This window comes from Segeticoccus rhizosphaerae (genome assembly GCF_009192725.1).
GTDB classification, from domain to species: domain Bacteria; phylum Actinomycetota; class Actinomycetes; order Actinomycetales; family Dermatophilaceae; genus Segeticoccus; species Segeticoccus rhizosphaerae.
On record NZ_VOHR01000001.1, the window covers coordinates 20571 to 32852 of the forward strand.

Sequence of the window (12282 nt, forward strand, 5' to 3'; positions counted from 1 at the left end):
ACATGGGTTCGATTGAGGATTCAATCGCGCGGGCTGGGTCAGAGGGTCACCTCTCCGCACAGGTGCACCGGCACGCCGAGTGCGTCGAACATGGCGGCCTTCGCGAGCAGACCCTTGTCGGCGGTGTCGGCGTCGGGAGCGTAGACGACCGTGATGTGGTTGGCCCTGTGCCGCGCCATCATCTGGTTGCGGGTGACCCCGTGCAGCACCGCGTGCATGACTGGCCACTGTGGGTTGGTGGCCTCTAGCCGCCGCTGGGTCTCCTCCCAGGGGAGTTCGACAACGGTTGCGCGTCCGAGGTCGGTGTGCAGGCGGCCGCCAGCGAGGAACACTCGCGACCAGACGATCTCCCCCGGTTTGGACACGCCGCTGAGTGTGCCTCCGCCGAGTGGGAAGAACATCGGTGGCTGTCGCATGCTCCAAGACTTGTCGTAGCCGCCGTTGTGCGAGGCTGGAACCGATCCGGAGATCTCGAAGACCCAGACGTAGTCGTCACCGTATTGCTCGCCCCAGCGGATGTCGTGCAGGGTGGTCGCGGGGTTCAGACCCATGGCGGTCCAGATCCGGTTGGTCACCAGGGAATCCACGGCGACCCCCTCGTCGACCTCATTGAAGTGTGGCAAGGGACGGCCGGCATACAGCTCCCGTGAGCCGTCCCGGGATCGTACGGGTGGGCGGTATGGGTCGTTGAGCAGCCCCTCGGCCAGGTCGCTGGCGGGCACGACGTCCTTCAGGCCCTGCTGGTACTGGATGCCTACCGCGTCCAGGCCGAAGTCGTCGGCGATCCGCATCGCGGCGACGTACATCGCGCATTGGCTGTGCAGCTGGGCATCGGTCAGCTCGGTGGCCTCGTCGGTGCCGGTGCGGAAGTCCAGCCCGGCCCCCTCGAGCCAAGCCCGGACGGCCCGCGCCTCGTCGTCGGCGACCTTGCCCATCTCGACCACGAGGGCGCTCTGGGAGAGCCGCTCCTTGTAGATGCCCAGGGGGTTGAGCAGCTCGTCGTCGAAGATGGCGTTGTACATCCCCATGCAACCCTCGTCGAAGATGCCCATGATCGCCTTGTCGGCGCGCAGCTGCTCAGCCAGCGCCCGACCCAGCTGCACCTCGGGACCATCCGACAGGGCGGGAAGGTCACGCACATGGCTCTGGTCATGGACCAGCTCCCCCGTCTCCAACCAGGTGCGCAATCCATCCAGCGCCCACTCGTCGGTGAAGTCCTGGCTCCACAAGGCGGAGTAACCCACCCCAGCCTTGGTCAGGCTCGCGGTGAGGTTCAGCAGACCCACCAGGCCGGGGAACTCTCCCATCCAGTTGGCCACCACGAGGAGGGGACCTCGGTGCGTGCGCAGTCCGGCCAGGACGTGATGGCTGTACTGCCACACCGCCTCCACGACGATGAGCGGTGCATCCGGGGGCAATTCCCGAAACACACGTATGCCGGCTGCCTGGCTGTCTATAAAGCCGTGCCCCTTGGCCTCGTCGACCGCGTGGCCGCGCCGCACGGACCACCCGAGCGACTCCACCGCCCGAGCCAGGTCGGCCTCTAGCTTGCGCTGGGCGGGCCAGCAGGTCTGGTTCGCCGCCGGCCGCAGGTCGCCGCTGGCGACCGTGTAGACGGTGTGCGGCTCCGCGACGGTTCGTGACGTCGGGGCGGGCATGGTGTAGGTGGACATGTGAGGCTCCTTGTCCTCTGGGCGGCGCGCAGGCGGTGACCGGCCCGATCGACGAGCACGCCCTCGGTGCTCGAGCCGCCGGTGTTCACGCGGAGGGCGGCCGACGCTCCCACAACGGCACACTGCCAGAAATCGTTTTCATACGTCAAGGTTGGCGTCGCTCAGCGTTCTGGCCGGAGCCGCAAGCCCTGCATGCCACCGTCGACGGCCAGATCGATCCCCGTGGTCGAGCCCGCGGCCGGGCTGGCAAGGTAGACGACTGCCTCGGCGACCTCGTCGGCCGAGACCAAACGGCCATGGGGCTGCCGCGCGTTCAGCGCGGCACGCTCGGCCGCGGGGTCGGACGCGTGCTCGAGCAACCGGCCGATCCAAGGGGTGTCGGCGGTGCCGGGGTTAACGCAGTTGACCCGGATCCCGTCGCGCAGGTGGTCGGCGGCCATCGCGCGAGTGAGCGCCAGGACTGCCCCCTTGCTCGCGCTGTAGAGCGCTCGCTGCGGCAGCCCGGCAGTCGCCGCGATCGAGCAGGTGTTGACGATCGCGGCCGCCCTGGAGTTGCGCAGGAAGGGCAGGCAGGCACGGCTCACGCGCACCATGCCGACAACGTTGACATCGAGCACGCGAGACCATTCCTCATCTGAGTTGTCCTCGACCGTGCCTTGTGCACCGATGCCCGCGTTGTTGACGACGATGTCGATGCCACCAAGCGCCTCGGCCGCCTGCCCGACGGCTCGACGCACCGATGCGTCCCTGCTGACATCGGCGATGAGCGAAACGACCCCGTCGCCGCTGCTCCCTTCGGGGAGAGGGTGTAGGTCGAGAACCGCGACAGCGGCGCCCTGCTCGCGCAGCAGCCGGGCCACCGCGGCACCGATGCCGGACGCACCGCCGGTGACCACTGCCGACATACCGCCGAACGGGGTGGGCATGCCTACTCCTTACCCGCTGGCTCGTGAATGAATCGATCGGTGGCATCAGCCACCGGCCGGCGGCCAGGGCGGGGCGGGGTTGCTGGCCGACGCACGCGAGGGGATAGGTCCCGCCTCCGTTGACGGGTGATACATCCGCTCTCTACGCTCAGGGACAACACGGCCCGTCATTCGTGAGGAGCCCCGTGAGCGCCATTACCGCACTGCAGACCCATGACGTGCGGTTCCCCACATCCCTTTCGCTGGCCGGTTCGGATGCGATGAACCCGGACCCTGACTACTCGGCCAGCTACGTCCAGGTCTGCACCGACTCCGAGGACGGTCTGCAGGGGCACGGCTTCGTCTTCACCATCGGGCGCGGCAACCACGTCGAGGTAGGGGCCATCCAGGCGCTCGAGGATCACGTGCTCGGGCGCAACGTGGAGCAGACGCTCGCGAACATGGGCGGCTTCTGGCGCGACCTGGTGCACGACTCCCAGCTGCGATGGCTGGGACCCGAGAAGGGCGTTATGCACATGGCAATCGGCGCCGTGGTCAACGCCCTGTGGGACCTGAAGGCAAAACGCGCCGGGATGCCCCTGTGGCAGCTGCTGTCCTCGATGACCCCCGAGCAGCTGGTGGACCTCGTCGACTTCCGCTACCTCACCAACGTGCTCACCCCGCGCGAGGCACTCCGGCTCCTGCGACGCACCGAGCCCGGGCGCGCCGAGCGGGTCCGCACGCTGCTTGAGGTGGGCTACCCGGCATACACGACGACGCCGGGATGGCTGGGCTACGACGACAACAAGCTCGTCCGCCTCTGTCGCGAAGCGGTCGACCAGGGCTTCACCCTGATCAAGCTGAAGGTCGGCGCAGACCGCACAGACGACGTCCGGCGCCTTGGCCTGGCGCGGCGGACGCTCGGGCCGGGGGTGCGCATCGCCGTCGACGCCAATCAACGCTGGGAGGTTGCTGAGGCCATCAGCTGGCTCAGCGAACTCAAACCGTTCGACCTCGCGTGGGTAGAGGAGCCCACCAGCCCCGACGATCTACTGGCTCACGCTGCGATCGCCCGGGGCATCACCCCGCTACCCGTCGCCACCGGTGAGCACATGGCCAACCGGGTGATGTTCAAGCAGTTCCTGCAAGCAGATGCGTTGCAGGTCCTGCAGATCGACGCAACCCGGGTCGCCGGGGTGAACGAGAACGTCGCGGTCTTGCTGCTCGCTGCAAAGTTCGGTGTGCCGGTGTGCCCCCATGCTGGCGGGGTAGGGCTCTGCGAGGCCGTGCAGCATCTGTCGATGTTCGACTTCGTCGCCGTCTCCGGCACGATGGAAGGCCGCGTCATCGAGTATGTCGACCATCTGCACGAACACTTCGTCTCACCGGCCCGGGTCGAGAACGGACGCTACGTTGCCCCGACGACCCCCGGCGCCGGAACCGAGATGCTCGCCGCCTCTCTAGCCGAATTCCGCCATCCCCGCCATGCCTGAGTTCCAACTACCGCGGCTGTCGTACGGTGCCGCCAACATCGGCAACCTGCACCGCGCTCTCACTGACGACGCCGCGTGGGAGTTGCTGGAGACCGCGTGGGAGTGCGGCGTCCGCTATTTCGACACGGCTCCGCACTACGGCCTCGGGTTGTCCGAACGACGGCTCGGCGCCTTTCTCACCACCAAGCCCCGCGATCAATTCGTGCTCTCCACCAAGGTCGGCCGCCTCCTCGTTCCCAACGACCGGGGCAGCGACGCGCTCGACCTCGCCCACGACTTCATCGTGAGCACGCACCTACGCCGGGAGTGGGACTTCTCCACCGACGGCATTCGGCGCAGCCTCGAGGAATCGCTGCAGCGCTTGGCCCTGGACCGGGTCGATATCGCCTACCTGCACGACCCTGAACGCTTCGGGCTGGCAGCCGCCCTCGACACCGGCGTGCCTGCTGTCACCCAACTCCGCGAGGAGGGCTTGGTCACGGCGGTCGGGATCGGTTCCATGTCGAACGAGGCCCTACTCGCCGGTGCGCGCACCGGCTGCCTGGACCTGCTGATGGTCGCGAGCCGCTATACCCTCACCGACCAGAGCGCCGCCGAGCAAGTCCTGCCCGAGGCCGTCTCACACGGACTGCCCGTGGTCGCCGCCGCCGTATTCATGTCAGGGCTGCTGGCGACCGATCCGCCCAAGGCTGACGGCCTCTACGAGTACGGCGCGCTGCCAGCCGACGTGCTCGAACGCACCCGTGCCATCGCGCAGGTCTGCGCGCAGTTCGGCACCGACTTGCCCACCGCGGCGCTGCAGTTCCCCCTGCGCCATCCGCTGGTGCGAACCGTCGTGGCCGGCGGCGCCACTCCAGAGCAAGTGCGCCAGAACTGGCAGCGCACCGTCACCCCCTTGCCGCAAGACCTGTGGGAGACTCTCGCGACCGCCGGTTTGGTGACGGCATGACGGGCACTCACCGAATCCTCGACGCCCACCTGCACGTGTGGGACCTGTCCGTCAGCGAGTACGCCTGGCTGCCGCCCGCCCACGGCCGCCTCCGAGCCAGCTTCACCCCCCAGAAGGCCCGCCGCGAGCTGACAGCGGCCGGCGTCGATGCCGCCATCCTGGTCCAGGCCGAGGATTCCGAGGGCGACACGACGTACCTCCTCGACGTGGCCAGTCACCAACCTTGGGTCGCCGGCGTCGTCGGATGGATCCAACTCGACGACCCCGAGCGAGCCGAGCAGCAGCTCGCCCGTTGGACCGCTCACCCAGCCTTCTGCGGCATTCGGCACCTGGTTCACAACGACCCCCGCAACGACTTCCTCGCTCTGCCGAACGTGCGCCGGTCCCTGGCAATGGTCGCCGAGCTTGGTCTGCCCTTTGATGTCCCCGACGCCTGGCCCCGCCACCTTGAGGGGACCGTCTCCCTCGCGCGCGCCGTGCCCGGACTGTCGATCGTCCTGGACCACCTCGGCAAACCTCCCCGTGACGCAGTAGGGCAAGACCGGTGGCGCCTTTGCCTGCGCGAACTGGCTGCGTGCCCCAACACCACGGCCAAGGTCTCCGGCCTGCAGACGCCCGGGCAACCGTTCACTCCCGAGGCCATCCGCCCGGCCTGGGACACCGCAGTCGAGTTGTTCGGCCCCTCCCGATTGATGTACGGCGGGGACTGGCCCATGACGACGGACTTCGGCGGATATCCCGCGGCGTTGTCCCTCGCCACAACCTTGGCAGAACAGCTTTCCCCCAGAGAGCGCGGGCAGCTCTTCGCCGGCACCGCAGAGCGGGTGTACCACCGAACTGTCCAGGAAGGGGGCGACCAGCGGGCATGAGCGGCGGTCCGGCCGCCCCCTGACCCACCACTCACGCGATAACGAGGCCTCGATCCCTCTCCCGAGGTCGTCATGGTAAGTGCGCCCTACCGCTCGGTCATCGACGAGCTGCTCCGGTCAGTCGGCTGGCGTGACCACAGCCTTGAGACATGTCGGGTCCGAGATGGCGGTGAGCGCGTCGGCATACTCCCCCAGCGCGAAGCGATGGGTGATCAGCCCGGCGGTGCGGACGCGTCCTGAGCGCAGCAAGGCCAACGAACGGTCCATGCAGTTCACCTGCGCGAAGGATCCCCTGACGGTCAACTGTCGCCGGAAGATGTCGTAGGGGCTCCAGGCCACGCGGTCGTCGGCGTCACACATTCCGTAGACGAAGACGGTCCCATCAATCGCCACCAGCTCCGGCAGCATGTCCACCACGGAGACGGCGCCGGTCGCGTCGACGGCCACATCGAAGCCGTCGGGTGCCAACTCGTGCAGAGTCTGCCTTGTGCTCTCGGCGTCGCGAGTGATCTGCACGACGCGGTCGACGCCGAATGACTCTGCGAGTTCGAGTTTGAAGGCGGTCGGCGCTGCCACCGTGACCCGGCCGGCACCGCCATGCACCAGGAGTTGGGCCAGCAGTTGGCCGGTGGTACCGGAGCCCACCAGGAGCACGTCAGCGCCAGGTCGCAGCTGAAGGATGTCCATCCCGTGCACGGCGCAGGCAAGCGGCTCCGCGAAAACGGCAACGTCATCGGCCAGGTCGCCGGCTGCGTAGACCTTGTGTGCCGGGCTGACCAGCGACTCCGCGAAGCCGCCCGGAGCGTTGACGCCGAGCGACAGGAACGCTTTGCAGAAGAGCGGTCGTCCACGAGTACATTCGCGGCAGCGACCGCAGGCCGAGGCGTTGTCCACCACGACCCGTTGTCCAGGCTCGAAACCGTCCACGCCCGCCCCGACCTCCCGAACGACTCCAACGCTCTCGTGCCCGGGTGTCAACGGGAACGTGGCGAAGAAGCCGCCCTCGTGCAGGTGCAGGTCGGTACCGCACAGTCCGGCGAGGTGCACGTCGACGACGACCTGACCAGGGTCAGCGACCGGACGCGGCACGTCCGTCACCGCGAAGCTACGAGGAGCGTCGTAGACGACGGCACGCATCAGTGCATGGCAATCGACTCGACGCTGCGCAACTGGTTCCGGATGAAGCTGTTGGCGTGCTGTCCGAGGTCCTCGCCGTCCTGCCAGAGGTTGCGCCAGACGCCGAGCATCGAGCTGAGTTCGGGGTGCACAACCGTGGACGAGAATGACTCGAACACCACCGGACCGTCGTAGTCCACCGTGGCCAGGGCACGGAAGAAGGAATCGAAGTCCACCGTGCCCGAGCCGAGGTAGCCACGGTGGCTCTCCCCGATGTGCACGTATCCGAGCCTGTCGGCCGCGGCGAGTACCGGCGAGAACATGTCCGGCTCCTCGATGTTCATGTGATACGTGTCCAGGTGCACCACCAAGTTGTCCGACTTCGCCTCCTCTACGTAGGCCAGCGCTTGGTGACCCGTGTTGAGCAGGTTGGACTCGTAACGGTTCACCACCTCCACACCGACCCGGATCCCGAGCTCAGCACCTCGCTCCGCGATGCGCCCGATGGCGTCGATACTGTGCTGGCGGTTCGTCGGCGTCGCAGGGGCCATGTACTTGCGCATGGCGCAGTAGATGACTCCGACGAGGTGCGTGCCGCCGGCATCACTGAGGAACTCCAGGCACCGCCCCAGCAAAGCCTCCCCGGCCGAGACGACTTGGTCGTCCTCGCTGGAGACGTCGGTCTGCTCCGAGAGTCCCAACGAGGCTGTGACTGCGAGGCCCGCTTGCTCGGCCATGCGGCGTACGGCAGACCCGTCTGCTTTGTCGGGGTCCATGAGCGGGATCTCGACCAGGTCGAATCCCGCGGCGGCCGTGCGCGCGATGGCCCGCTGCAGGCCTGCATCGTCGAACTCGCCGGTCCACACCGAGCCGTGGCAACCGATCAACATGTGTACTCCCGTGGTGGGTTCATTTCTGGGGATGGACCACGGCCTTGACCGAGTCGCCGACCCGGCCGCTCAAGGTCAACGCATCCGCAGCCTCCTCCAGAGGGAAGTGGTGAGTGACCAGGGGCTTGACGTCAACGCGGCCCGAGGAGACCAGCTCGATCGCGATCGGCCAGGTATGGTTGTAGCGGTTGACGAGGCTCAGCGACAGCTCGTTGACGTTGAGTTGCGACAGCGGCAGCCCAATAGACCCCTCCTTGCTCATCCCGATCATGGCCGCGCGCCCTCCTGGCCGCAGCCGCCGCATACCGGTGGCGAGCACGCCGGGAGCTCCCGAACACTCGAGCAGCACGTCGAAGCGTCGTTCGCTGGGCACCTCGCTGCGTTCGATCTCGAAGCCCATCTCCTTCGCCAGCCCGAGCCGAAAGTCGGAGATGTCGGTGATGGTCACCGTGCCCCCGCCGAAGGCGCGGGCGACGGCAGCTGACAGCAGCCCGACAGGTCCGGCGCCCGTGACCAGCACGTCGTCACCCGGCTCGAGGTTCGCCCGCCGGCAACCCCAGATGCCCACCGAGAGCGGTTCCAGCAGGGCCCCCTCCTCATAGGTCATGTCGTCGGGGATCGGGTAGAGGTTGCGCGCGTCGATGGCCATCCGCTCGACAAGTGCTCCGTCGTACGGCGGTGTGGCGAGGAACACCAGGTCGGGGCACAGGTGATAGCGGCCGGCCAAGCACTCTCGGCAGTCGCGGCACGGCGTGCCCGGCTCAATCGCCACTCGGTCACCGACAGCGACATTCGTGACCTCGCTGCCGACCTCTACCACCTGGCCGGAGACTTCGTGACCAAGGATGATCGGCCCGTCGACCACATAGTCACCGATCCGACCCACCTTGTAGTACGCGGTATCAGAGCCGCACACTCCGACGGCCTCGATGCGCACGACCGCCTCCCGCGACCCGGGAGCAGGATCGGGGACCTCCCGCACCTCGATGTGCTCGAGTTCGGTCATGACGGCAGCACGGTTCGACATGGGAATCTTCCTCTTGTTGGCTCGTATGCCGGGTCATGCCCGACCGTGCGAGGCGCGTGACTTGCGGGCCAGCGAGTCGATCGCCACGGCGACCGCGAGCACCAGCCCGGTGATGACGAAGCGGTACGACGAGTCCAGGTTGAGCAAGGTCAGGCCGCTCGCGATGGACGCGATGACGAGGGTGCCAAGGAGCGCGGAAAAGGCGCTGCCGCGACCTCCGAAGAGGCTGGTTCCACCGATGACCGCGGCGGCGATGGCATTGAGGTTGACGTCGCCGGTGCCGCTGCTCAAGTTCGCCGAAGCGAGCCGGCCAGCAGCGAGGATGCCGCCGACGCAAGCCAGCAGTGAGCACAGCATGAACGCGCTGAGGTAGATGTTGCGCACGTTGATCCCCGACCGGCGCGCCGCCTCGACGTTGCCGCCCACGGCCAGCAGCGAGCGACCCCACTTGGTTCGGGTGATCCCGTAGTTCAGGAGCAGCACGAGCGCGACGAAGAAGACCACCATCCAGCCCACGCCGCGGGACCGGTTGAGGTACCAGAAGAACGCCTCGAGCCCGACGAGCAGCGCCAGCGAGCGAACGATCAACGCGTTGATCGAGCGCGCAGACAAGTTGGCCTTTCGGCGCCGAAGCCGGGTTTCGTAGCCGGCAAGGAACACTGCCAGGGCCGCGAGCCCAGCCAACAGGTAGGACAACCACGCCGGCACGAAGTCCAGTTGGGCGAAGCCGACGAGCGTGGAGTCGAATGGCAGGTTGACCGAGCCCTGGTCACCGAGGATGGCGAGCTGCAGGCCAAGGAAGGCGAGCAGCCCCGCGAGCGAGGAGACGAAGCTCGGCATGCCGAAGCGGGTCAGGAGCACTCCGAACAGCAGGCCGATCGCAACGGCGATCGCACATGCCACCACGCAGGCGAGGATCCAGTTCCAGCCGTGCCGCACGAAGAGCACGGCAACCACGGCAGCCGAGAAGCCGCTGACCGAGCCGACGGAAAGGTCGATCTCTCCAACGAGCAGCACACAGACGATGCCGAGCGAGATGATCCCGACCGCACACGAGTCCAGGGTGAGGTTGACCAAGTTGCCGCTGGACAGGAAGACCGAGTTGAGCGACTGGAAGATCGCACAGATCACGACCAAGCCGATGATGACGGGAAGCGCCCCTACATCCCCAGCACGCATGCTGCGTACGAAGGAGGCGAGGGCACCCGCGACACCTTCGCTCTGCCGCAGCCGTTCGTCGGTCTGATCGAGTGCGCGCCGCGGAGGGGCTGCGTTGGAGGTTGGCCTGGTCATCGGACCTCTCCCTTGTCAGTGCTCTCCTCGGTCGGCACCACATGGCCGGCCGGCGCGTCTTCGCGTGACCCGGCGACTCGGTCGCGTCGACGGGTCACGACGTTGTCGGTCGCGCCCGTGATGGCGGCAACGACATCCTCGGAGGTGACTGACACCGCATCGAATTCGCCGTTGTTGCGCCCCAGGCGCAGGACGATGATCCGATCGGCGACCGCCCGGACGTCCTCCATGTTGTGACTGACCATGACCACGCCGAGCCCGCGCTCGCGCAGTCGCTCGATGAGGTCCAGAACCTCGGCGGTCTGGGCCACACCCAGCGCCGCGGTCGGCTCGTCGAGGACGATGATCTTCGGGTCACCGAGGAGCGATCTCGCGATGGCGACGGTTTGTCGTTGACCACCCGACAGCGAAGCGATCGCTATGCGCACCGTGGGGATGCGCGCCGAGAGTTGTTGCAGCAGCTCCCACGCCTTGACCTCCATGCCGGTCTCATCGAGCCGCATCGGGCTGATCTCCCGACCCAGGAACAGATTGTCGACGACACTGAGGTTCTCGCACAGCGCAAGGTCCTGGAAGACCGTGGCGACGCCCAGGTGAATCGCCGCGCTCGGGTCAGGGATCTGGACGGGCGAGCCGTCGAAGGTGATCGTGCCGGCATCAGGTTGGTGCACTCCGGCGAGGACCTTGACCAACGTCGACTTGCCGGCTCCGTTGTCGCCCACGATCGCGACCACCTCGCCGGCCTCCACATCAAGGTCGATGTCGGTGAGCGCATTGACCGCTCCGAAGGTCTTGGTCACCCCGCGCATACTGAGCAACGCGGTCTTCCGGTTGGTCGGGCTGACCTGGGGCATGGTGTCCATCTGCTCACTCCCACGAAGGTCTTGCACTTCTCGAGGGCCCTCCCGCCGGTCACCCGGACCGGCGGGAGGGGCGGCTCACTGGATTCCGAGCTTCTTGCAGCCCTTGACGTATGCGCCGGTGCACAGATCCTTGGCGGGAGTGATGCCCTTGTCCACGACCTCGGACTTCAGATTCTTCGCGGTGATCAGCATCGGCTGGTAGAGCTTCGTCGGCGACCCGAAGAGGGTGTCGCTCGCCTCCGGCTTCTCACCGTTGATCAGCTTGACCGCCACCTCGGCAGCCGCGCCACCGACGATCTCACTCGGCTTGCTGATGGTGTTGTACTGATCGCCCGAGATGATCAGCTGAAGTCCCGCCACGGTGGCGTCATTGCCACTGACTGGTGGGTTCGGGTTGACTCCAGCGGCCTTGAAGGCGGCGATGGTTCCACCTCCGGTGCCATCGTTTGCGGCCACGACGCCCACGATCTTCTTGCCGAACCTCGAGATCTGACCCGAGACCCACTTCTGTGCGTTCTCCGGCTTCCAGTCGATGGTGTCGTACTCGGCCAGCACCGGAACGCCACTGTTGTCGACACCCTCGTGGATGCCCTTCTTGATCAAGCCGGCGGCCGCGTCGGTCGGGGAGCCGTTGACGATCAGGATCCCAGATCCTGCGGGCACCTTGTTGCTCTTGACCTTCTCGATGAGCGAGGTGGCGATCTTCTTCCCGATCTCCTCGTTGTCGAACGAGACGTAGAAGTCGACCTTGGCCTTGGGGATGGGACGGTCGTAGGCGATCACCTTGACGTCCTGAGCATGCGCCGCATTGACGAGCGAGACGGCGGCCGCGGAGTCGACTGGGTCAAGCACGATCACCTTGGCGCCCTGGGTGATCGCGGAGTTGAACTGCTGTTGCTGCTTGTCCGCGCTGCCATCGGCATTGTTGTACAGAGGGGTGCAGTCGCTGCACAGCTCCTTGAGCCTCTTCTCGAAGCCTGGTCGGTCGTGCAGCTCGTAACGTGTAGATCCCGTGTCAGGCATCAAGAAGGCGACCTTTGCTGCCTTGCTGCCGCCGGAACCAGCGGAACCACCGGCGCCGGAACCCCCATCTCCACCGGAGCCTCCGTTGTCGCTACTACCGCAGGCGGCCGTGGTGGCAGCCAGCAGGAGCGCTCCCGTCACGGCCAGGGTCCGCCGAGACCCCGCCCACTTCCTCGTTGTC

The 12282-nt window shown here is 66.9% G+C and carries 11 protein-coding genes; 3 read left to right on the forward strand and 8 right to left on the reverse strand.

Features of this window, described 5'->3' with window-relative positions:
- Positions 1-38 precede the first annotated feature (38 nt).
- Both FRW57_RS00095 and FRW57_RS00100 read right to left on the reverse strand, forming a co-directional pair.
- Entirely contained in the window at positions 39-1673 is a 1635-nt protein-coding gene (locus FRW57_RS00095; RefSeq protein ID WP_137120193.1) for a fucose isomerase, read from the reverse strand.
- Between the two features lie 161 nt (positions 1674-1834).
- Entirely contained in the window at positions 1835-2599 is a 765-nt protein-coding gene (locus FRW57_RS00100; protein ID WP_202911380.1) for an SDR family NAD(P)-dependent oxidoreductase, read from the reverse strand.
- Between the two features lie 185 nt (positions 2600-2784).
- On the opposite strand from FRW57_RS00100, the gene FRW57_RS00105 reads away from it, so the two are divergent.
- The 3 genes from FRW57_RS00105 to FRW57_RS00115 are packed head-to-tail and all read left to right on the forward strand — an operon-like array spanning position 2785 to position 5889.
- A complete protein-coding gene (locus tag FRW57_RS00105; protein ID WP_152184962.1) occupies positions 2785-4071 on the forward strand; it encodes an enolase C-terminal domain-like protein in 1287 nt (428 codons plus the stop codon).
- Positions 4064-5020, forward strand: a complete 957-nt coding sequence (locus FRW57_RS00110) for an aldo/keto reductase (RefSeq protein WP_152184963.1) — start codon at positions 4064-4066, stop codon at positions 5018-5020. Before FRW57_RS00105 ends, FRW57_RS00110 begins: the two co-directional genes overlap by 8 nt.
- A complete protein-coding gene (locus tag FRW57_RS00115; RefSeq protein ID WP_152184964.1) occupies positions 5017-5889 on the forward strand; it encodes an amidohydrolase family protein in 873 nt (290 codons plus the stop codon). Before FRW57_RS00110 ends, FRW57_RS00115 begins: the two co-directional genes overlap by 4 nt.
- Positions 5890-6006: 117 nt before the next feature.
- Here the strand turns inward: FRW57_RS00115 and FRW57_RS00120 are convergent, their stop codons facing one another.
- The 6 genes from FRW57_RS00120 to FRW57_RS00145 form a co-directional block, all read right to left on the reverse strand.
- Positions 6007-7026 carry a zinc-dependent alcohol dehydrogenase family protein gene (locus tag FRW57_RS00120; RefSeq protein WP_152184965.1) on the reverse strand — a complete coding sequence of 340 codons (1020 nt, stop codon included), beginning with the start codon at positions 7024-7026 and terminating at the stop codon, positions 6007-6009.
- Positions 7026-7895, reverse strand: coding sequence for a sugar phosphate isomerase/epimerase family protein (locus FRW57_RS00125; protein WP_152184966.1), 870 nt, complete (start codon positions 7893-7895; stop codon positions 7026-7028). Before FRW57_RS00125 ends, FRW57_RS00120 begins: the two co-directional genes overlap by 1 nt.
- A 19-nt stretch (positions 7896-7914) precedes the next feature.
- Positions 7915-8901 carry an NAD(P)-dependent alcohol dehydrogenase gene (locus FRW57_RS00130; protein WP_203230151.1) on the reverse strand — a complete coding sequence of 329 codons (987 nt, stop codon included), beginning with the start codon at positions 8899-8901 and terminating at the stop codon, positions 7915-7917.
- A gap of 54 nt (positions 8902-8955) precedes the next feature.
- A complete protein-coding gene (locus FRW57_RS00135) occupies positions 8956-10215 on the reverse strand; it encodes a sugar ABC transporter permease (protein WP_152184968.1) in 1260 nt (419 codons plus the stop codon).
- Complete coding sequence (locus tag FRW57_RS00140) at positions 10212-11078, reverse strand: ATP-binding cassette domain-containing protein (protein WP_238999209.1); 867 nt, start codon at positions 11076-11078, stop codon at positions 10212-10214. The genes FRW57_RS00135 and FRW57_RS00140 overlap by 4 nt, the downstream gene beginning before the upstream one ends.
- Before the next feature lie 75 nt (positions 11079-11153).
- Positions 11154-12101, reverse strand: a complete 948-nt coding sequence (locus FRW57_RS00145; protein WP_203230152.1) for an ABC transporter substrate-binding protein — start codon at positions 12099-12101, stop codon at positions 11154-11156.
- Positions 12102-12282: the final 181 nt, after the last annotated feature.

Excerpts from the sequence above, each read along its gene's own strand:
- FRW57_RS00095 (WP_137120193.1), bottom strand. The coding sequence starts at position 1,673 with ATGTCCACCTACACCATGCCCGCCCCGACGTCACGAACCGTCGCGGAG.
- FRW57_RS00100 (WP_202911380.1), bottom strand. The coding sequence starts at position 2,599 with ATGCCCACCCCGTTCGGCGGTATGTCGGCAGTGGTCACCGGCGGTGCG.
- FRW57_RS00110 (WP_152184963.1), top strand. The coding sequence starts at position 4,064 with ATGCCTGAGTTCCAACTACCGCGGCTGTCGTACGGTGCCGCCAACATC.
- FRW57_RS00115 (WP_152184964.1), top strand. The coding sequence starts at position 5,017 with ATGACGGGCACTCACCGAATCCTCGACGCCCACCTGCACGTGTGGGAC.
- FRW57_RS00120 (WP_152184965.1), bottom strand. The coding sequence starts at position 7,026 with ATGCGTGCCGTCGTCTACGACGCTCCTCGTAGCTTCGCGGTGACGGAC.
- FRW57_RS00125 (WP_152184966.1), bottom strand. The coding sequence starts at position 7,895 with ATGTTGATCGGTTGCCACGGCTCGGTGTGGACCGGCGAGTTCGACGAT.
- FRW57_RS00130 (WP_203230151.1), bottom strand. The coding sequence starts at position 8,901 with ATGACCGAACTCGAGCACATCGAGGTGCGGGAGGTCCCCGATCCTGCT.
- FRW57_RS00135 (WP_152184968.1), bottom strand. The coding sequence starts at position 10,215 with ATGACCAGGCCAACCTCCAACGCAGCCCCTCCGCGGCGCGCACTCGAT.
- FRW57_RS00140 (WP_238999209.1), bottom strand. The coding sequence starts at position 11,078 with ATGGACACCATGCCCCAGGTCAGCCCGACCAACCGGAAGACCGCGTTG.
- FRW57_RS00145 (WP_203230152.1), bottom strand. The coding sequence starts at position 12,101 with ATGCCTGACACGGGATCTACACGTTACGAGCTGCACGACCGACCAGGC.